We start from the raw sequence: 19,716 nt of genomic DNA on the forward strand, positions 1-19,716 counted from the left end.
AATAAATATTTTGATACCAGCAGCAGGGGCTGGGAGTAGATTTGCCAAAGAAGGATATACCAAGCCAAAGCCTTTTATAGATGTGTTAGGTAAGCCGATGATTGTAAGAGTTTTAGAGAATTTAAAAGTTGATGATGCACACTATATAATCATTTTACAAAAATCCCATTTCGAACAAGAAAAAGAGCTATGTAATTTAATAGCCAAAGATTATAATGTTAGCTTTGTATGCGTAGAGACTCTGACAGAGGGCACTGCTTGTTCTGTTTTACACGCTAGAGAACTTATAGATAATGATACGCCTTTGATGATAGCAAATTCAGATCAAATCGTAGATATAGATATCCAAAAATACATTGATGACGCACTTGATAGGGGCTTAGATGGCTCAATTCTATGCTTTAAAGATTTAGAAAAAAGCCCCAAATGGTCTTTTGTCAAGATGGATAAAGACCTAATAATAGAAGTAAGAGAAAAAGAGCTTATATCAGATATCGCCACTGTGGGGATATATCTCTTTTCTAAGGGAAGATTGTTTGTAGATTCAGCTATCGATATGATCGTTAGAAACAATAGGGTCAATAATGAGTTTTACACAGCTCCTTCATATAACTATGCTATCAAAAATGGCGCCAAAATAGGCTGCTTTTTAATGAAATTTGATGATATGCACGGCATAGGCACACCAGATGATTTGAAAAAGTATATAAAATTTATTAAAGGATAATTATGGTTCAAAAAAGATTAGCAATACAATTTTTTGGGCATACAAGAACCTATAAGAAGACATATGATAGTTTCTTTAAGTATATAGTCGAACCAAATCAACAAGATGGCTGGGAGATAGATATATTTATCCATACTTGGGATATGAGTAGTAGCAGTAGTGGAAGTTGGCATGAAGGCCAAGATATATTTGATATCTATCCGCTTAGTCAAAGCGATATAGATGATATAAAACAGATATATAATCCAAAAGCTATTTTGATAGAGCATTTAGAAGATGGGATTCATGGGGTAGTGGAATCCAAAAAAAGAGGAAATAGATTAAGAGAAAGATACGAAATAGAAAATAATATAAAATATGATTATTTTTTATATACTAGGTTGGATGTTTTATTTGCTACACCACTAAATATTTCAAAATATATCGACTTTTATATAGTAGATGATATGATGAAATATTTTAAACTACCAGAAAAACACTGCTTTTGTCCATTTAATCCCTTTGTTAGAATGCCAGTTATAGATATGAGACATATCAATGAAGGTGATATTGTTTTTTCACAAACTATCCGTATGATGCATTTGAGGCATACATTTATCCAGAAGTTTTTACAATTCTTATCGATTATAAATTGTATAGAGATTTTTTCTTACAAAGAAGAGATTTTATAGAAGTATTTAACTTTTATTCAAAAGAATATCTGAAATTAAAATTCCCTATTGAACTCCAAACATCCCAAGATACTATCAACTATTTAAACAACCAACTAAACACCCTAAACACCGAGATCAACTCCTATCCAATTAAAAAACAATCCTTAGAAATTTCAAATTTAGAACAAGATCTAATAAACAAAAAACTAAAAGCTCAAATCTTAGAAAAAGAGCTAGGATATGGTTATGATACAATCCAAGAGAATAAAGAGCTAAAAGAAAAAATTAAAATTTTGCAACTAGCAAGTACAGAAAATATAAATCAACAAGTTATCGGCACCGCCAAATCCCGCATTAAAAACCAACTCTCTTATAAACTTGGCGAAGCTATGATAGCAAATTCAAAAAGCTTATGGGGATATATAAGAATGCCTTATATTCTAAGCTATATCAAAGAAACCCACCAAAAAAATCAACAACTCTATCAAGAAAAAATTAAAGCTAACCCAAGCTTAAAGCTTCCACCACTTGAATCATATCCAGATTACAATGAGGCTATAAAGATAAAAGAGCATCTAAGCTACAAACTCGGAGAGGCTCTAATAAATGCTGATAAATCTAAACTAAAACTAGGCTACCTAACTCTATGGTTTAAATGTAAAAATATCACCAAAGAGCATAAAGATAATCACCAAATCATTAAAACCACACCATAAATAAAATTCATAAATACCAACTATTTCATTTAGTAAAATCTAAATGAAATAGTCCAAACAAACCTAAAACACAAATAAATATAATCAACTATTATAAATCTCTTTTTAAACCTCTTTATACTCCTTTAAATCAAATTTAGCTACAATCAGTTTTAAAATCAATTATCAAAATTAATCAAGAATAATATAATTATTCAAGTAATATAAATTTGAAAAATAAAATTTAAAATATCAATTTTTAAATTTAAAAATAAAAATTCAAATTCAAAAGATAAATTGATAAAGCACACCAACTCAAAGGCCACAAATGAGAAATTTGCTATTTATGCTATTTATATCTTTAATTTTCATATCTTGCTCTTCAAGCAAGTCGCCATATTATCCGCCTATAATGGATGATAATTTCACTCATAATTCTCTAAAAACACCTATATTTAATAAACTTGATTTAGCAGATCCATCTAATCCATTAGCAAATACCACCCCATCAAATAATCAGTCAAATTCATCTAATCAACCACCCCAAATAACCCAGCCACCGCTATTAACCGCCCCAGCTACTCTAGGCTCATCCCCATCTCTTGGATCTAAATCCACCCCACTAACTATAATAAACCCAAAGGGTGGCTCAGCAATCACAGTTTGGGCATTAGCTCCTGGTAATTGGCTATGGGGATATACCTTAGATAACTCTAAAGAGTTTGGTAGAGCTAGGTCTTGGCAAGTTTTAAATCTAGGTAATGATATAGCTTTGATTATAAATTTCCTTACTAATACTTGTATCCATGATGAAGGTGGTGGTATCACTCACAGAAATTGCGATATCAATAACAAATCCCAACAATGGCAACTATCAGCTATGGACAATGGCGCCATTCAGATCAAATCTAGTGCTTCTAGTAAGTGTATCACAACAGATCTTGGCTCACTAACTCAAACTGGCAGCTACTATAGTCTTGCTATGAGAGAGTGTAATTTTAAGCCAAATTTTAATCAACAATGGGTATTTATCCCTGAAGCAGCACCAACTTCTCCACTCTTAGGATATCAACAATGAAAAATATATTAATAATACTATTATTTAGCTTTATAAGTTTATATGCTAATATAGATGATTTTAAAACAGCCACTTGGAATATGCAAGGCTCAAGTGCTAGTAGCGAGGCTAAATGGAGCATTAGTATAGCTCAAATGTTCTCTGGAGCTAATGGAATAGATGTCTTAGCTATCCAAGAAGCTGGCACCTTACCCGCTACAGCCGAGCCAACTGGAAGAGAATTTAGAGCATTTGGTACTAGTGTAGTTGTAACTGAGCATGTATGGAATATAGGCACCAGACTAAGACCTGATCTAATCTTTATATACTATGCTAGGACAGATTTAGGTGGTAATAGAGTAAATTTAGCCCTAGCTAGTAGAAGACAAGCTGATGAAGTATTCTTACGACCACCTCCAACAACAGCCTCAAGACCAATGCTAGGAATTAGAATTAATAATGATGCATTCTTTAGTATTCACGCATTAGCTAATGGTGGAGCTGATGCTTCAGCTATTGTGCATAATATAGATCTATTCTTTCAAAGCACCCCAACCCTAGCTAATACCAATTGGATTATAATGGGAGATTTTAATAGAGAGCCAGTAGATCTGCTTAGCACATTTGAATTAGAGCTAAGACTTAGAACTAGGATAGTTACTAATAACGCAATAACTCAAATAAGCGCTAGAAGAACTCTAGATTACGCTGTAGTAGGTAACTCTAATAGAGCTATAGCACCAGCACCACTACCACCAATATCAGCTAGCACATTCTTTAGTGGATTTAGAACTCACATAGCAAGTGACCACTTCCCTGTAACATTTAGGAGATTTCCATGAAAATAGCTATAAAAATATCTTTAATATCTTTAATATCTATATTTATCATCAGTTGTAGCGGAGCTAAAATAGATCAACCAAAGCAAGATATGAGCTTTTTAAAGCTTGATAGCTCTAAGGGATTTGCTGGAGATATAAGCAAAGCCCCAGATGAAACAAAAGCTCCAGATAGAATTAAAATCAGTGATTTAAATGATAAACCAAATTTAAAATCAAATAATTCAAACAACCAAGATGGGTTTGATCCATTTACCTTACCTCTAAGCCTAAGATCCCTTGATACAGGTATGCCTTTAGTAGTCAATTTAGGTAAATCAGATGAGACCTTTAATTATAATCTAAGAGAGGTTAAGGCATTTGAACCAACTATAATTGATGATATTAAAAGGGTTGATAGCTTTGCGAATTTAGGTTTAGAGTATGTTCAGTTTGTATCAGCTAATGATATAAATGAGTGCTTAGGAATAGATGAGAGTGGATTTTTTGCTTTAAAGAATTGTATTGGGGATTTAGATAGAAAGAAGTTTGAGACTGTATTTCAACTCATTCCACTACTAAGTGATGCTGTAGAGATAAGATCACTAGTCCTAGGTGGTAAAGAGTGTATAAGCACATTTTTTAACCCAAATTTAGAGCCATGGCAAAGAGTAGGAATAAATAGATGTGAATTAAGAGAGGGCTTTAGCGTAGATCTAGCTAAGCTTTGGGCGATAATGCCTGAAATCAAACAAGCAGCTATAATCCAACCGGTGGATTGAGTTAAGATAATTGATGATTAAATTTATAAAATATATTAATTTATTATCAAATTTGGTTGAAATATAGGTTTTAAGAAAATTAATTAATATCAATAAAAGCTTGATAGTCTTGCGGGATTCCAATATCAATGAAGTAGTCATCAAACACGCAGGCTCTAGCTTTGAGAGCTAAAAAATTATTTTGAAAAAACTCTTCAAATGAGAATTTATTTTGTAAATTAAATATATCAAATATATCTTTTGTAATTAAATAAATTCCGCCATTGATAAATCCATCGGGTGTGAATTTTTTCTCATTAAATGCTGTTATATTATGATTTTTATCGATATTTACACTCCCATATCTATCAAAATTATTCATATGTTTTAAAGCTATACAAATTTTGCTATCATCTAGTTTTAAATTGTTTAGATTTATATCAAAAATTGTATCACCATTAAGTATATATACGCTATTTTGATCTACTAATTTTAAGGCTTTCACAATCGCTCCACCAGTGTCTAGTGGCTCATCTTCTATGCTATAGACAATCTCCATATCTAAATATGAATTTTGAAAATAATTTTGTATTATTTCATATTTATATGAAACGGCTAAGATAACTTTTTTGATATTTTGTCTTTTTAAATACTCTAGGATAAACGCTAAGAAAGGTTTGTTTTTAACAGGTGCCATAGGTTTTGGCAGGTTTGGTAACACGCTTTTAAGGCGTGTTCCAAGTCCGCCACATAAGATGATTGCTTCTTTAGGGCTATTCATCTATTTAAAACCTTTTCCAAATATCTCTTCTTCTACGATAGCACAAATAATATGCCCTATAACAATGTGAGATTCTTGAATTCTAGGGGTGCAATTTGATGGCACTTTGATACAATAATCACACAAATCAGCCATTTTGCCGCCGCTTTGACCAGTAAGTCCTATAGAGATTATCTCTTTTTCTTTACATACTTTTAGGGCTTCTATGATATTTGCGCTATTTCCACTTGTAGAAATTCCTATAAAAACATCTCCTTTAACACCCTGTGCTTGCACTTGTCTTGCAAATAAATTTTCATAACCATAGTCATTGCCAATAGCTGTTAATATGCTAGTATCTGTAGTAAGTGCAATACTTGCGATACCGGGTCTATCAAAATAAAACCTACTTACAAATTCCCCTGCGATATGCTGTGCATCTGCAGCACTACCACCATTTCCTGCAAGTAAAGTTTTGTTACCATTTTTATAAGCTTTTATGACTTCTAATGAAGCATTTTTAATAAGAGTTATCAAATTCTCATCTTTTAAAATTTGCTCTTTTACTAAAATTGATTCTTGAAAATGTTCTTTTATATAAGAATTTAAATTCTCCATGATTTAACCCCCTCTTTTGTAAATGAAAAATCTTGCACATAACCTTGCTCTTTGTTTAAAGCTTTGATTAAATTATATTTTTTAGTAGGATCTACAAAGAAAAACATAAATCCACCTGCTCCTGCTCCACTAGTTTTGCCACTATAAGCTCCATTTTGCATAGCTAAATGATAAATTCTTTCAAGCTCATCATTGCTAACGATTTCTGAAATGATTTTTTTTGACTGCCAAGATTTTCCTAAAATTTGTGCCAAAGTATCAAAATCCGCCTTAAACAAAGCTTCTTTCATCTTTATAGCATCTTGTTTTATAGCGTGCATAGCTTCAAGGGATTTTTCATCTCCGAGCTTTCCTTTTTTATGTTCTTCTATATCTTTTGCTTCTCTTGTAATATTTGTAAAATAAAGCACAGTTCTAGCTTCAAGCTCACTAGCTATCCAATTTTTAATACGCAAAGGATTAACAATGACTCTTTTATTATCATAAAATTCCATAAAATTAAAGCCACCAAAAGTTGCGGCGTATTGATCTTGTGCTCCGCCTACTATGCCTAAATCTTCTCTTTCTATCTCATAAGCAAGCTTAGCGATTTCATATTCTCCTAAAGGTAGATTAAGCCATTCTGCAAAGGCTTTTATAACCCCTACAACCAAAGTTGAGCTTCCGCCCAAACCACTACCACTTGGTACATCTGAGTATGTATGCAAAGAAAAACTTAAAGGTTTTTTTGTAAAATCTTTTACAATGCGATTATAAATACTTTTAAAAATATCTAATTTTCCATCATTTCCTAAGAATTCTTTACTTTCGTACTCAGAGTAAGAATTTGTATCAGGCGAATCAAAAATGATTTTTCCATCTTCTCTTTCGATCAAAGTGCAATGTATATATAAAGATATAGTTGCATTTAAAACATAACCTGTGTATTTATCACAATATAAATTTATATCAGTTCCACCACCTGCTAAACCAAGGCGAAGAGGAGTTTGCGTGCGTATGGTTTTCATTGAATTACTACTTATTTTGCTATAATTTATTATAAAATTATAGCAAAATATACTTAACTTCTATATAATATTATTTAAACATTTGCAAAGCGATTAACTTTCATCATTTTAAACGCTCTTAAAAGTTCTTCAATGCCATCTTCTAAAGTATTATCTGGTTTCCAACCTGTAGCCTCTAATTTAGCATTTGAAACCAAATAATCTCTTTTATCCGGATCTTCGCCTATGCTGGCTGAATGGATATAAAAATCAGGAATATACTTTTTAATCGTTTCAGCAAGCTGTCTTTTAGTCAAATTTGCAGAACTTAATCCCATATTATAAGCCTGACCCTTCATCTTATCATAATTCTCAATTCCATGAATAAATCCTTTAACCACATCGCGAACATGAATATAATTGCGTCTAAAATGCTCTTCAAAAAGCACTATAAATTTATCTTTATATGCACGATAGGTAAAATCATTAACAAGTAAATCAAGTCTCATTCTAGGTGAAATTCCAAAAACAGTAGCCAAACGAAAAGTTACACAATTTCCTTTATCAAGCAAATATTGCTCCGCGTGCACTTTATCGATCCCATATTCTGAGATAGGACGCAAGGGAGATTCTTCAGTGCACATTGCATCTTTTTCTCCTATACCATAACCGCTATTTGTATTGTGATAAATAAATATTTGAGAAGGACTTGCAAAATCACTTATCATTTTTACAGCTTCATAATTGATCATTTTAGCTAATTTTGGATTTCTTTTACAAAGTGGAGCTCCAACCAAAGCAGCTAGGGGAATAATAATATCAGCTTTTGCTACCTCTTGCTTAATGAGATTTTCATCCATAGCGTCACCATTTATAAAAGTAAAATTTTTATTATGAGAACAAGATAAAAGAGAGATTTGATCAAACATCAAATTATCAATCACACAAACTTCATAACCTTTTTCAAGTAAAATCGGTGTTAAAACCGAACCTATATAACCTGCACCACCTGTAATTAAAACTTTTTTTGACATATTTTTCCTTTAAATCGATGGTTTTATCGATTTAAAGGAATTCTGCCTCTCTTAATTTCATTTCTCCAATGATTTAGCAAATCTTTAAGCATTTGTCTAACAGGAATTTCAGCTTTCCAATCGATAAAACTCTTTATTTTACTATTATCAAACATTTGATAGTCAGCATCAATAGGACGCATCCTATCTTCAACTTGTCTTACCTCAATACCCCCCCCCATATCACTAAAATTTAGCAATATATCTATAACTTCAGGAAGTTTAAAAGCCTCTTCTCCTGCTATATTAAAAGCTTCTCCGCAAGGAATATTACCCTTTTGACTCTCAAGAGAAAGTAGATAATAAGCCCTTATAGCATCACGACAATCTTGAAAGGTTCTTACACTCGAAAGATTTCCAACCTTGATAACAGGCTCTTGATAACCCGCTTCAATTAAAGCAATTTGTTTTGCAACTGTGCTTTCAAAAAACACATCGCTTCTTCTTGGGCCACTATGCGTTCCCATTCTTGTAACAAAAGTGCGAATGTTATAAGCTTCGCCATAAAATCTTCCCAAATAATCAGTGCCAATTTTGCTTATGCTATAAGGACTTGCACCGTGAAAAGCTGTTTCTTCATTAAGTTTAATCCCTACTTTTGCTTTACCATAAACTTCACTTGAAGAGCAGATATGCACTACAGGGTCATATCCATCTTTTGCCTTTAAAATTCTAATGTTTTCCAAAATATTTGCTGTGCCTATGATATTTGTTTGTAATGTTTCTATAGGTATGTCAAAAGAAGTTTTTGGGTAAGACTGTGCGGCCAAATGAAAGATCACATCCGGTCTTTGACTCTCAAAAAGTTTTTGAAGACTAGAGTAATCATTTAAATCTGCATAAAAAATACTGATTCTATCTTTTTTATTGATCCTATCACTTAAATGATAGATATTGTCCATAGGTTCTTGCCAACGCATCATACCTATAACATCATAATCCGTATTTTCTAGCAAAAAATCTGCCATTTGTGAGCCAACTTGCCCTGTAAATCCTGTAATTAGAGCTTTCATATTAGCGCCTTTAATTTAAATTTAGCAAACTAGTATATCACTAGCTTGCTAAAAATAATCTAAATTAGCGGTGTTTGATTTTAACTTAGAGAATTTAAAATATCTTTAATATCTTTAAAACCATTATTAATATCATAAGCGTCATATTCTAAGTTTAAAAGCGCCGTAGCATCAAAGCGTAAATATTTTGGCCTTTTTATCTCAATTGTATTAACGAAGCACTATTTATATAGTATAGTGCCAACTCTGTTTTCTAACACTTTTTTAGGCTGTCCATATGTAGCAGCATGTATCAAATAATCAAATTTAAAATCTATTTTTAGATTATTGAGATCTGAATTTAGATATGTTATATTATCATCTTGAGGCAAAAACCAAATAGGTTTTGAAAAGCTATGAGCGATAATTTTAATATTAAAATTAAAATTTTTATTTAAATAATAAAAATAGCTTACAAAATTAGAACCTATCAAGCCATTAGAGCCTGTTATAAAGATAGTTTTATCCCTAAGCTCTTCTAAATTTAAAACTGAAATTTGAGAATAATATTGATTTAAAAATTGATATAATAGCATTATTTCTCCTTATTACTAGTATTAAAATTGGTATAATAAAGAGAAATATTACGAAGTCTATAAAGAGCATAAAAGAAAATTAGATAGTTACGCTCTGCCCCCCCCCTAGCGCTATATGCTTCTATCATCATTTTAAGGCCTTTTTCAATAGAAATTTGATTTTTAAAGCCAAGTTTATTAAATTTATCTTTACTCATTGATTTTTTAAGAGTCCCATCATCTTTGCTAAGCTCTTTTTCAAAGAGAAGCTCACCTTTGTAATCCATAATTTTAGCTATCAAATGAGCTAACTCTTTAATGCTAATTGGGTCTTCATTTGTGAAATTTACAAAAGAACTTATCAAATTTCCGTTTTCATCATACTCGCACAGATCTTTAAAATCTATATTAGAGGCTAAATATATACAAAAATTAGCTAAATCCCTAGCAGCAGCGCCTGTGCCTATCATCTGTATATGAGTATCATATATGCCGTGTTTGTGGCAAAATTCCAAAGCCAACTCTTTATCTAAGCCCAAATCTTTAGATAATAGATCTAAATTTCCTTCATTTAAACATTTTGCTAGATAAATTTTACGGAAAATTCCAGCTTGAACATGAGAATCTTCTAAATCAAAATTATCATTTTCTCCATAGATACTAGTTGGAGCAACACATAAAAAGTTTTTTCCTTTTTCTAAATTTAGATATTCACATAGTTTAATCCCAGCAACCTTGCCAATAGCATAACTCTCATTATTTGGCTGAAATGCACCTTCTAGCATATAGCTCTCACGAAGCGGCAATGGGGCGTCTTTTGGATAGACACATGCTGAGGCTAAATATATTAATTTTTTGACGCCGTATTTGGCCGCAGCCCAAATAACATTATTTTGCATCATGATATTATTGTATAAAAATTCAGCCGGATATTTCTTTTGTTTGATAAATCCACCCACAAAAGCAGCACTGAAAAATACATATTCAGGTAGTTGAGTTTTGAAAAATTCATCAACAGACTTTTGATCTATCAAATCTAATTGATCGTGCGTTTTGTAGATTATATTATTATAGCCTTGCTTTTGCAACTCTGCTAAAATCATACTTCCTACTAGCCCATTATGCCCAGCTATATAAATTTTAGAGTTTTTATCCATTTAGAATCCTTTTGTATGATCTTGTGTCATTGCTTCAATATCCCTATTTGATAAAATTGGAGTATTAGTAGGCCAATCAATTGCGATTCTAGGATCATTCCAAGCAAATGTAAATTGATCACTTGCATCGACATATTCGCCCTCATAAGCCCATTTGTAATAATACATAGAGTCGCATTTTGAGCTAACATATTGAGCATTGCCAAATCGTGGCGGGATTAAAATCAATTTTTGATTATCGGAGTTGATAATGAATTTTCATATTGTAGATATGTTGGGGATTCTTTTTGGCAATCTATTACAACTTGGTGAATTTCACCAGTTACGCAAGTTACAAGCTTCCAAGATTTATGATCGCCATGAATGCCTCTTAAAACATTTGGTTTTGAAAGTGTAAATTTATCAAGGACAAAATTCAAACCATTTGGTAAAAGTTTTAATATCGCTTCACTTGAATACGCCGACCAAATCTCACCCCTTAAGTCTTTGAATTTGCTAGGAGTGATGATATAAACGCCTTTTAGTTTTTTAGATTCTTGTATATCAAACTCTATCGCCATCACGCAGCCTTTGAGCCTAAGCCAAAAGGCATAGTGAAATTGCAATTTGAATATAAATGAGTAAATTTAGAATTATTTATTGATTTTAAATTTAGCTCATACCCCCCCCCATTTTTATACCATTGATACAGCATTTTGACTCCTTCTTCTAAATTTATTTTATGTTTCCAGCCTAGACTTTTGATTTTTGAAGTATCAAGCATTCTATCCATTGTAGAATCTGGCTTATCTGTATTAAATTTAATATCGCCATTAAATCCGACAATATCTTTAATCAAAAATGCCAATTCTTTAATACTTAAAAATTCGCCACTGCCAACATTTAAGTGTGTTTCTTGTTCTGATTTAAGACTATCGAAATTTACATTTTTCATAACAAAAATAGAAGCATCTGCCAAATCTTTAGCATGAAGAAACTCACGCACAACATTTCCGCTTCCCCAAATTTCTACATATTCTTTGCTTATACCAAATTTGTCTAAAACTTTTTTAGCTTCATTTTTGTCAAGATTTAAATCTTTTAAAACTAAATCAAATTTATCTTCATTTAATAGTTTAGCCAAATGAAATTTTCTAAGTAAAGCCGGCAAAACTTTAGCTTTTGTAAGGTCAAATTCAGCCGTTTGCCCGTATAGATTAGAAAGATATAGGGTTATAAAATTAGTGTTGTATTGTAGATTATAAGCTTCGCACATTTTTGTGCCTATGATTTTTGACAAACCATACGCCACGGCTTTGGTATCTAATTTGCCATTTAATAAATCTTGTTCGGTTATAGGATTATTGGCTTTTTGTGGATAGGCCCAAGCTGAGCCATAAAATATAAGCTTTTTAACATTATTTTCATAGGCAGAATTTATAATATTTGCTTGAAGCATGCTATTTTCATAAATTACATTAGCAGGTGTAAAAAGCCCTAAAGTATCAAGTTTTGCTGCACACAAAAATACATATTCGGGTTTTTGTGTTTTAAAAAAATCAGCTACAGCTTTTTGATTTGTGAGATCTAATTCAAGTCTTGATTTATAAATTAAATTTGTGTAATTTTGCTCTTTTAATTCTGTTAATATAGCAGAGCCAAGTGTTCCTGTATGTCCTGCGATATAAATTTTAGAGGTTTTATCCATTTACACTCCTTTTAAGAGTGTAAGGACTTGGGGTAAATTTATAATTATTTATTGATTTTAAATTTAGCTCATACCCCCCCCCATTTTTATACCATTGATACAGCATTTTGACTCCTTCTTCTAAATTTATTTTATGTTTCCAGCCTAAAGAGTGAATTTTTGAACAATCAGTTAGTTTATTCATTGCTCCATTAGGGCGATTAGCGTTAAAAGTCAAATCGCCTTTAAATCCAACTATCTCTTTGATTAATGTTGCTAGCTCTTTAATTGTAATATTTTTATTTGGACCTATATTTAGATGGGTATTTTGTATCTCTTGTGAGTTATCGATAAGATCTTTAAAATTTATCTTTTTCATGATAAACAAGGCAGCCTCTGCTAGGTCATCACTATGTAAAAATTCTCTTGTAGGAGTGCCATCACCCCATATTTCTACGCTATTTTCATTTATGCCAAATTTGTTTAAATAAACTAAAGCTTCATCTAAATTTGGTATATTTAAATCATTTAGTAGCTCATCATATCTATTTTCATTTAGGAGTTTGGCTAAGTGCATTTTTCTTAAAATTCCAGGGACTACATGTGATTTTTCTAAATCAAATTTGTCATTGTCACCATATAAATTTGTAGGAGTTATGGATATGAAATTTGTGTTGTATTGTAAATTATATGACTCACACATCAAACAACCAGCGATTTTGGATAAGGCATAAGGCTTATTAGCATAATCCAAATCACCTTTTAACATCCAAGATTCATTAGTTGGCAAGGTGGCGTTTTTAGGATAAACTGTAGTTGAAGCTATAAAAAGCAATTTTTTAACACCACTTAAATATGCTTGATGGATGACATTACACTCTATCATTAAATTTTGATAGATGAAATCTGCTCTATATTTGCTATTGGCGCCTATTCCACCAGCTTTGGCGGCACAGAGTATCACAAATTCCGGTTTTTCTATCTCAAAAAATTTTTTAACTTCTTGCTGATTAGTAAGATCTAATTCATCATGTGTTTTATATATCAAATTTAGATAACCATCATTTTGTAATTTTCGTAAAATAGCACTACCGACTAGACCTCTATGTCCTGCGATATAAATTTTAGAGTTTTTCTCCATTTATTTCCTTGATAATGGGCTTATTTAGCCCATAATTATTACATTAATTTGCCTAATTTTTACTTAAATTTAAGTTTTAATTTTGCGTGATAAGCATATCTCGCTCTGATAAAATCGGATTAGTTGTAGGCCACTCTATGCCTATTCTAGGGTCATTCCAAGCATAAGTAAATTGCTCATCTGCGTCTGTATATTTGCCTATATACGCACATTTGTAATAATAGACCGCACTTTGTGAGCTAACATAATGAGCATTGCCAAAACCAGCTGGGACTAAAATCATCTTTTGATTATCAGCGTCTATTATAAACTCTTCATATTGTAAATATGTAGGAGAATCTTCACGGCAATCTACTACTACTTGGTGGATCTGCCCATATACGCAAGTAGCTAATTTGTATGTATTTTTATCGCCATGAATGCCACGGATTACATTGTGCTTTGAGTAAATAAATTTATCATGGATAAATCTTAGATTATTTGGAAGGAGTTTATCGATAGCTTCGCTAGTAAATGCTGACCAAATCTCACCCCTTAAATCCCTAAATTTATTAGGAGTGATGATATAAACGCCTTTTAGTTTTTTAGATTCTTGTATATCAAATTCTATCGCCATCACGCAGCCTTTAGCTCGCTAAGATAAGCGATAGAAATTTGAAATTTATTATTTAGAGGTCTGCCCCCCCCCTATAACGCTATTTAGCAAATTGATTTGATTGCTAATATCTATTTGGTGATTGCCTACGAAAAAGCCATTTTCTTGTAGATATTTTGCGTTTTTTAATTCGCCAAAAATTTCGTAATCAAAATATTTGATAACCTCATTTTGAGTAAAATCACCAGTAGCAATAGGGCGATACTCTATATTATTAGCTTCTAAAAGTTTGATAATATCAGCTCTTTTTAATTTTGAGTTAGGTTTTATAATGAGTGAAAATCCAAACCACGAGCTAGAGCCAATTTCTTGTTGTATGATAAAATCAGGATGATTATCAAAATATTGTTTAAAGAGCTTGGCATTTTCTCTTCTATGTTTTAAGAAATTTGGAAGTTTTTTTAGCTGTTCTATACCAATTGCCCCACTCATTTCAACAGGGCGGACATTGTATCCAGGCAATACAAATCTAAACGATTCACTAAACCAATCATCGCTTTTTGGTGCTACTAGATTATCTTTTGGCAAATTTCTAGTCCAGCCATGTGCCCTAAGACATAATAAAATGTGATAAAGCTCTTCATCATCAGTAACGACAAAACCGCCCTCCATAGTAGCCATATGGTGAGAGTAAAATGTAGAAAATGTCCCCATAATACCAAATGTTCCGGCTTGTTTGCCTTTATATTCGGCACCCATTGACTCGCAATTATCTTCTAATAAAATTATATTTTTATCACAAATCATAGCTTTAATAGCGTCAAAATCATTTGGATTTCCGAGTAAATTTACACACATTATCATCTTTGTTTTATCGCTTATAGCGTTTTTTAACGCTTCTAAATCATAATTTAGTGTATGTAAATCTACATCAACAAATTTGAGTTTAAGGCCATATTGATGAAGTGGGTAATATGTAGTGCTCCAAGATACGGCTGGGACGATTACTTCATCGCCTCTTTTTAGTTTATTATTTTTGGTATAAAATAATGCTGCAGTTGCGATTAAATTCGCTGTCGAGCCTGAGCTTGTCATAACGGCGTATTTTGATCCGACAAATTTAGCGAAATCTTTTTCAAATTCGGCTACTTTCTTGCCCATTGTAAAGATATCGCTTTTGATAACTTCATTAATGGCGTTTAACTCTTTTTCATCCCAAGTTGATGATGCTAAAGAATATCCTTGCATAAAAACTCCTTATAAAAATTAAAAGCTAAATTATATAAAATATTACTTAAAACTAACAAATAAATTTAAATTAAAACCTATAACTCACGCCAAGATATGCTCCCATATCAAGCTGTTTTAGTCTAAATGGCTTATCTTCTATCTTATAGGTTGTGCCACCATAATCAAAGCTTATATCCAAATCTTTACTTTTATACATTGTACGCATAATTTTTGCACCAAATTCTATATCCCATCTATCATCCATTTCATACAAAGCACCTAATTTTGCTCCATAGCTAAATATCCATCAAGATAGCTAGGGATTGCTGGGGCTATATCTTGTATTAAGCTATTTTCTACATCAAATTTACCCAAGGCGTATCCCGCAAATACGCCTATATCGGCTCTTAAATTTTGCCGTATTAGTGGAGTGTAGTCATATCCTAATAAAAATCTATGAGAAGTAAATTCATATTTTTCCCACTCATTTGCTATAACTACGCCAGCTAGTTCGATATCATAGCTTCTACTACCACTTGATTTGCCACCATATTCATATGATAGATAGTATCTGTGCGTATTGTTTATTTGATAGCCAAATTTAGGGGATAATAAGAGATTATTATCTGATATTAAATCATAATTATCTTCATCGACCAAGCTATGATTTAAGCCACCACTAAATCCGATAAAATACCCATCAGCCAGAGCAAATGTAGCACTTAAAGATAGCATAAGAATTGTAGATTTGAATTTAAACATATTTATCCATTCATTTTTGATTAAGGGATTATAATGGCACTTTTATAAAATAAGGCTGAATTTGGTCAGCAATCTAGCCAATTTGGATATATTTTGTATTAAATTTATTTATATCTATTTTATTTTTTATTAGGTATAATTGCCAAATTTATATAATAATTAGGTTTGGTATGAAATTTGATGGCTATAGTAGTTCTAAAAAATTGATAAAAAATGTAATCCGCTTGTATAAAATTAAAAAATATTTTAAATTTACATCCATAGACAAAAATAGCAAATTTTATGGTTGGGGACGCAAAAGATCAGGTCAAAATGCTATTGATTTATCCGCCAAATTTGATGGGGAGTTTCGGCTTTTAGAAGATGGATTTATCCGCTCGGTTGGGCTTGGGATTGATGGTGCGAAGGCGTTTAGCATAGTTGAAGATGATATCGGGATTTACTATGATGCCACTAGGCCAAGCAGGCTAGAAGAGATTTTGGCAAATTATAAATTTAGCGATGAGATTTTACAAGAGGCTAGGTGGTGTATGGATTTTATCACCACGCACAATATCTCAAAATACAATAACGCCCCAGATATCACACAAGAATTAATAGAAAAATATGAGCTAAATAAAGGCAAAAATATCCTCATAATAGCCCAAACTAGCGGTGATGCGTCGCTGATTTATGGTCTTGGGGATAGGGTTAGTAGCGGTGAGATGATAAGGGCTGCTATAGATGAAAATATCGGTGCTAATATACTTTTAAAGATTCATCCTGACGCACTAAATGGCAAGAAAAAATCTGATATAGATATATCAAATTTGCCCCCACAAATCAAAATCATCACTCAAGATATAAATCCAATTTCGCTATTAAAGCATATAGATAAGGTATATACCAAAAGCTCTGGCATGGGCTTTGAGGCCTTGATGTGTGGGTGTAAATGCGTCTGTTTTGGAGTGCCATTTTACGCTGGTTGGGGGCTAAGTGATGATAGGGTAAAAGCTCCAAGTAGGCGAAATAGAAAGCTAAGTATAGAGCAGCTCTTTGCTGGGGCATATATGATTTATGCTAAATATATTGATCCATATAAAGGCGATAAAACTACCCTAAACAGCCTTTTGCCACAGATAAATATCATAAAAAATTCTAAATTAAATATGGATAATAATAAAAAATTTTTATTTGGATTTTCTATTTGGAAGCGGAAATTTATGGTGCCATTTTTGGGTGGAAATTTAAATTTCATAAGCACATTTAGCAAAGATCCACTTCTTTTAGCATTAAAAAAGGGATTAAATCCTAGCTCATTAGTCTATATCTGGGGCAAAAAAGAGTATCCAAAACTACAGAAATGGTGCGATGAAAATGGCGTGAGTATAATAAGGGTGGAAGATGGCTTTATCCGCTCCATTGGGCTAGGAAGCGATCTTACTAGGCCGTATTCTTTGGTTTTTGATGATGTTGGGATATATTTTGATACCACAAAACCAAGCAGATTAGAAAATATATTAAATTATCATAAATTCAGCGCTTATGAGTTAGAAGAGGCAATAAAATTAAAACAAAATTTAATAAATAGCAAAATTTCAAAATATAATGATGATAAAGATGGTATAATTACCCCTAAAAATAGCAAAAAAATAGCCTTAGTTATTGGTCAAGTCGAAGATGACGCTAGTGTAAAAATCGGCGCTGATGGGATGAAAAATATCGAGCTAATCAAACAAGCTAGATTAAGCTCTCCTAAAGCTCATATCATCTACAAGCCTCATCCTGATGTGCTAAGTGGCAATAGAATAGGCCAAGTAGATGAGAGCGAAGCGCTAAAATATTGCGATGAGATTGTAACTGGGGTGAGTATGCCTGTGCTACTTGATATAGCTGATGAGATTCACACAATGACCTCTACAAGTGGCTTAGAGGCTATATTGCGTGGTAAAAGGGTTATTTGCTATGGTAGGCCGTTTTGGGCTGGATGGGGGCTGAGCGATGATAAAAAGCAACTTCTAAGGCGTTGTAGAAATTTAAATATAGATGAATTAATTGCTGGAGCCTATATAATCTATCCTAGATATATCCATCCGGTGAGTTTAGAGCCTTGTGGGGCTAGTGATTTGGTTTTGGCTTTACAAGAGCAAAAGCAAGAGCTTCAAAAGCCGATAAATGCGTTTTTACATAAGGTCTGGTCACTATATGCTAGAATAGGGCAGAAAATTTTATATGTAGTTTTATTTGTGATAAAAAGATGAGATTAGAAGAGAGAATTACAGCTATTAAAGGCAAAAATGTCTTGCTTTTACAAGGCCCTATGGGGGATTTTTTTAATAAGCTTGATAAGATTTGTACCAAAAAGGGCGCTTTTGTAACTAGAATTGGATTTAATGCTGGCGATGCCTATTTTTCTAAAAGTAAAAATTATATCGCATATAAAGCCAAGCCAAAGCAGTGGCCTAAATTTATAAATAAATTTTATCAAGATAATAATATTGATATTGTCTTTTTATTTGGGGATTGTAGATTTTATCACAAAATGGCTATTAAGATAGCTAGGAATTTGGGGATTAGTGTTTATGTCTTTGAAGAGGGGTATTTGCGGCCTGGATTTATCACAATGGAGTCTTATGGGGTCAATAACCACTCTAAAATGCCTAGAGATAGGGAATTTTATGATGCTTACAAGCCACTAACCAAGCCATTTTCAGCTAAATCCACCTCTACTTATGCCTTGATGGCGTGGTGGGCGGTGCAGTATTATCTAATAGCAAATATATTCTATTTTTTATATCCTAACTATATTCATCATCGTGATTTTTCGCCTATTAGAGAGGGATTTTATGGGATTCGCAATCTTTTTAGAAAGATTAAATATAAATTTAGCGAAAAAAATTTAAATGAGCGTTTAGATGGGGAGTTAAGTGGGAGATACTATTTTGTAGCACTTCAAACTCATGATGATTTTCAGGTTAGAACTCACTCTAGATTTAAGACTATGGAGAGCTTTATTGAGTATATTATCTCATCATTTTCTAAGAATGCGCCTAAGGATATGATTTTGATCTTTAAGCATCATCCAATGGATAGAGGCAAGAAAAATTATAGCTCATATATTAGCTATTTAGCTCAAATTTATAAGGTTGAAGGGCGTGTGATGGCTGTATTTGATGCTCATTTGCCTACGATAATCAAAAACTCAAAAGCTGTAATTTTAATCAATAGCACCGTTGGGCTAAACGCCTTAAGCTACTCTAAGCCTGTAATTTGCCTTGGAAAATCTATGTATGATATCAAAGGCCTTACAACAAAAGATATAAATTTAGATAAATTTTGGACTATTCAATCTAGAGTTGATAGTGAGCTTTATGCCAAATTTAGGGCATATTTGGTGGATAATACACAGATAATTGGGAGCTATTATCTAAAAGATGGGGTGGAATTTAAATAGTTTTTGGGCCGATTTGT

The 19,716-nt window shown here is 32.3% G+C and carries 21 protein-coding genes and 1 pseudogene; 8 read left to right on the top strand and 14 right to left on the bottom strand.

Annotated features, from left to right (window positions below; all coding sequences use genetic code 11):
• The first annotated feature begins 1 nt into the window (after position 1).
• From CLAN_RS00750 to CLAN_RS00775, 6 genes are all read left to right on the top strand, one after another.
• Positions 2 to 727: a glycosyltransferase family 2 protein gene (locus CLAN_RS00750; RefSeq protein WP_100591032.1), complete on the top strand. Its 726-nt coding sequence runs from the start codon at positions 2 to 4 to the stop codon at positions 725 to 727.
• A 2-nt stretch (positions 728 to 729) separates the two neighbouring features.
• Complete coding sequence (locus CLAN_RS00755; RefSeq protein ID WP_100590339.1) at positions 730 to 1,398, top strand: hypothetical protein; 669 nt, start codon at positions 730 to 732, stop codon at positions 1,396 to 1,398.
• The gene (locus CLAN_RS00760; RefSeq protein ID WP_100590340.1) at positions 1,359 to 2,096 is read left to right on the top strand and encodes a hypothetical protein; all 738 of its coding nucleotides are present in this window, start codon (positions 1,359 to 1,361) and stop codon (positions 2,094 to 2,096) included. The genes CLAN_RS00755 and CLAN_RS00760 overlap by 40 nt, the downstream gene beginning before the upstream one ends.
• Positions 2,097 to 2,403: 307 nt before the next feature.
• Positions 2,404 to 3,153: a ricin-type beta-trefoil lectin domain protein gene (locus CLAN_RS00765; protein ID WP_100590316.1), complete on the top strand. Its 750-nt coding sequence runs from the start codon at positions 2,404 to 2,406 to the stop codon at positions 3,151 to 3,153.
• Positions 3,150 to 3,974 carry a cytolethal distending toxin subunit B family protein gene (locus CLAN_RS00770; protein ID WP_100590315.1) on the top strand — a complete coding sequence of 275 codons (825 nt, stop codon included), beginning with the start codon at positions 3,150 to 3,152 and terminating at the stop codon, positions 3,972 to 3,974. The genes CLAN_RS00765 and CLAN_RS00770 overlap by 4 nt, the downstream gene beginning before the upstream one ends.
• Positions 3,971 to 4,732 carry an RICIN domain-containing protein gene (locus CLAN_RS00775; protein ID WP_100590341.1) on the top strand — a complete coding sequence of 254 codons (762 nt, stop codon included), beginning with the start codon at positions 3,971 to 3,973 and terminating at the stop codon, positions 4,730 to 4,732. Before CLAN_RS00770 ends, CLAN_RS00775 begins: the two co-directional genes overlap by 4 nt.
• Positions 4,733 to 4,811: 79 nt before the next feature.
• On the opposite strand, the gene hddC is transcribed toward CLAN_RS00775, so the two are convergent.
• The 14 genes and pseudogenes from hddC to CLAN_RS00840 all read right to left on the bottom strand — a co-directional run bounded on the left by hddC (position 4,812) and on the right by CLAN_RS00840 (position 16,266).
• Positions 4,812 to 5,492: a D-glycero-D-manno-heptose 1-phosphate guanosyltransferase gene (gene hddC / locus CLAN_RS00780; RefSeq protein ID WP_100590342.1), complete on the bottom strand. Its 681-nt coding sequence runs from the start codon at positions 5,490 to 5,492 to the stop codon at positions 4,812 to 4,814.
• On the bottom strand, positions 5,493 to 6,089 hold the full coding sequence (gene gmhA2 / locus CLAN_RS00785) for a D-sedoheptulose 7-phosphate isomerase (RefSeq protein WP_100590343.1): 597 nt from the start codon (positions 6,087 to 6,089) through the stop codon (positions 5,493 to 5,495). It abuts the gene before it with no gap.
• Positions 6,077 to 7,096: a D-glycero-D-manno-heptose 7-phosphate kinase gene (gene hddA / locus CLAN_RS00790; RefSeq protein ID WP_100590344.1), complete on the bottom strand. Its 1,020-nt coding sequence runs from the start codon at positions 7,094 to 7,096 to the stop codon at positions 6,077 to 6,079. The genes gmhA2 and hddA overlap by 13 nt, the downstream gene beginning before the upstream one ends.
• Positions 7,097 to 7,170: 74 nt before the next feature.
• Entirely contained in the window at positions 7,171 to 8,109 is a 939-nt protein-coding gene (locus tag CLAN_RS00795) for an NAD-dependent epimerase/dehydratase (protein ID WP_100590345.1), read from the bottom strand.
• Between the two features lie 23 nt (positions 8,110 to 8,132).
• Positions 8,133 to 9,161 (bottom strand): GDP-mannose 4,6-dehydratase, encoded by a 1,029-nt coding sequence (locus CLAN_RS00800; RefSeq protein ID WP_100590346.1) that lies wholly within the window; start codon positions 9,159 to 9,161, stop codon positions 8,133 to 8,135.
• Positions 9,162 to 9,382: 221 nt separating this feature from the next.
• A complete protein-coding gene (locus CLAN_RS00805; RefSeq protein WP_100590347.1) occupies positions 9,383 to 9,736 on the bottom strand; it encodes a Rossmann-fold NAD(P)-binding domain-containing protein in 354 nt (117 codons plus the stop codon).
• Positions 9,736 to 10,872 carry an NAD-dependent epimerase/dehydratase family protein gene (locus tag CLAN_RS00810; RefSeq protein WP_100590348.1) on the bottom strand — a complete coding sequence of 379 codons (1,137 nt, stop codon included), beginning with the start codon at positions 10,870 to 10,872 and terminating at the stop codon, positions 9,736 to 9,738. The genes CLAN_RS00805 and CLAN_RS00810 overlap by 1 nt, the downstream gene beginning before the upstream one ends.
• Positions 10,873 to 11,432, bottom strand: a pseudogene (locus CLAN_RS00815) (dTDP-4-dehydrorhamnose 3,5-epimerase family protein).
• Positions 11,432 to 12,559, bottom strand: coding sequence for an NAD-dependent epimerase/dehydratase family protein (locus tag CLAN_RS00820; protein WP_100590349.1), 1,128 nt, complete (start codon positions 12,557 to 12,559; stop codon positions 11,432 to 11,434). The pseudogene CLAN_RS00815 and the gene CLAN_RS00820 overlap by 1 nt, the downstream one beginning before the upstream one ends.
• A complete protein-coding gene (locus tag CLAN_RS00825) occupies positions 12,552 to 13,679 on the bottom strand; it encodes a GDP-L-fucose synthase family protein (RefSeq protein WP_100590350.1) in 1,128 nt (375 codons plus the stop codon). Before CLAN_RS00825 ends, CLAN_RS00820 begins: the two co-directional genes overlap by 8 nt.
• A gap of 76 nt (positions 13,680 to 13,755) precedes the next feature.
• Positions 13,756 to 14,295 (bottom strand): dTDP-4-dehydrorhamnose 3,5-epimerase family protein, encoded by a 540-nt coding sequence (locus CLAN_RS00830; RefSeq protein WP_100590351.1) that lies wholly within the window; start codon positions 14,293 to 14,295, stop codon positions 13,756 to 13,758.
• A gap of 48 nt (positions 14,296 to 14,343) precedes the next feature.
• Positions 14,344 to 15,522, bottom strand: coding sequence for a DegT/DnrJ/EryC1/StrS family aminotransferase (locus tag CLAN_RS00835; protein WP_100590352.1), 1,179 nt, complete (start codon positions 15,520 to 15,522; stop codon positions 14,344 to 14,346).
• 70 nt (positions 15,523 to 15,592) lie between these two features.
• On the bottom strand, positions 15,593 to 15,778 hold the full coding sequence (locus CLAN_RS08220; RefSeq protein WP_147525225.1) for a hypothetical protein: 186 nt from the start codon (positions 15,776 to 15,778) through the stop codon (positions 15,593 to 15,595).
• 5 nt (positions 15,779 to 15,783) lie between these two features.
• The gene (locus CLAN_RS00840) at positions 15,784 to 16,266 is read right to left on the bottom strand and encodes a hypothetical protein (RefSeq protein WP_100590353.1); all 483 of its coding nucleotides are present in this window, start codon (positions 16,264 to 16,266) and stop codon (positions 15,784 to 15,786) included.
• 170 nt (positions 16,267 to 16,436) lie between these two features.
• Here CLAN_RS00840 and CLAN_RS00845 point away from each other — a divergent pair, with 170 nt between their 5' ends.
• A complete protein-coding gene (locus CLAN_RS00845) occupies positions 16,437 to 18,506 on the top strand; it encodes a capsular polysaccharide biosynthesis protein (RefSeq protein WP_100590354.1) in 2,070 nt (689 codons plus the stop codon).
• The gene (locus tag CLAN_RS00850) at positions 18,503 to 19,699 is read left to right on the top strand and encodes a capsule biosynthesis protein (RefSeq protein ID WP_100590355.1); all 1,197 of its coding nucleotides are present in this window, start codon (positions 18,503 to 18,505) and stop codon (positions 19,697 to 19,699) included. The genes CLAN_RS00845 and CLAN_RS00850 overlap by 4 nt, the downstream gene beginning before the upstream one ends.
• Positions 19,700 to 19,716 lie beyond the last annotated feature (17 nt).

Source organism: Campylobacter lanienae NCTC 13004, assembly GCF_002139935.1.
In the GTDB taxonomy this organism is placed as follows: domain Bacteria; phylum Campylobacterota; class Campylobacteria; order Campylobacterales; family Campylobacteraceae; genus Campylobacter; species Campylobacter lanienae.

Bases quoted from the DNA above. Each gene is read 5' to 3' on its own strand.
- CLAN_RS00755 (WP_100590339.1), top strand. From the start codon at position 730: ATGGTTCAAAAAAGATTAGCAATACAATTTTTTGGGCATACAAGAACC.
- CLAN_RS00765 (WP_100590316.1), top strand. From the start codon at position 2,404: ATGAGAAATTTGCTATTTATGCTATTTATATCTTTAATTTTCATATCT.
- CLAN_RS00770 (WP_100590315.1), top strand. From the start codon at position 3,150: ATGAAAAATATATTAATAATACTATTATTTAGCTTTATAAGTTTATAT.
- CLAN_RS00775 (WP_100590341.1), top strand. From the start codon at position 3,971: ATGAAAATAGCTATAAAAATATCTTTAATATCTTTAATATCTATATTT.
- hddC (WP_100590342.1), bottom strand. From the start codon at position 5,492: ATGAATAGCCCTAAAGAAGCAATCATCTTATGTGGCGGACTTGGAACA.
- gmhA2 (WP_100590343.1), bottom strand. From the start codon at position 6,089: ATGGAGAATTTAAATTCTTATATAAAAGAACATTTTCAAGAATCAATT.
- hddA (WP_100590344.1), bottom strand. From the start codon at position 7,096: ATGAAAACCATACGCACGCAAACTCCTCTTCGCCTTGGTTTAGCAGGT.
- CLAN_RS00795 (WP_100590345.1), bottom strand. From the start codon at position 8,109: ATGTCAAAAAAAGTTTTAATTACAGGTGGTGCAGGTTATATAGGTTCG.
- CLAN_RS00800 (WP_100590346.1), bottom strand. From the start codon at position 9,161: ATGAAAGCTCTAATTACAGGATTTACAGGGCAAGTTGGCTCACAAATG.
- CLAN_RS00805 (WP_100590347.1), bottom strand. From the start codon at position 9,736: ATGCTATTATATCAATTTTTAAATCAATATTATTCTCAAATTTCAGTT.
- CLAN_RS00810 (WP_100590348.1), bottom strand. From the start codon at position 10,872: ATGGATAAAAACTCTAAAATTTATATAGCTGGGCATAATGGGCTAGTA.
- CLAN_RS00820 (WP_100590349.1), bottom strand. From the start codon at position 12,559: ATGGATAAAACCTCTAAAATTTATATCGCAGGACATACAGGAACACTT.
- CLAN_RS00825 (WP_100590350.1), bottom strand. From the start codon at position 13,679: ATGGAGAAAAACTCTAAAATTTATATCGCAGGACATAGAGGTCTAGTC.
- CLAN_RS00830 (WP_100590351.1), bottom strand. From the start codon at position 14,295: ATGGCGATAGAATTTGATATACAAGAATCTAAAAAACTAAAAGGCGTT.
- CLAN_RS00835 (WP_100590352.1), bottom strand. From the start codon at position 15,522: ATGCAAGGATATTCTTTAGCATCATCAACTTGGGATGAAAAAGAGTTA.
- CLAN_RS00840 (WP_100590353.1), bottom strand. From the start codon at position 16,266: ATGTTTAAATTCAAATCTACAATTCTTATGCTATCTTTAAGTGCTACA.
- CLAN_RS00845 (WP_100590354.1), top strand. From the start codon at position 16,437: ATGAAATTTGATGGCTATAGTAGTTCTAAAAAATTGATAAAAAATGTA.
- CLAN_RS00850 (WP_100590355.1), top strand. From the start codon at position 18,503: ATGAGATTAGAAGAGAGAATTACAGCTATTAAAGGCAAAAATGTCTTG.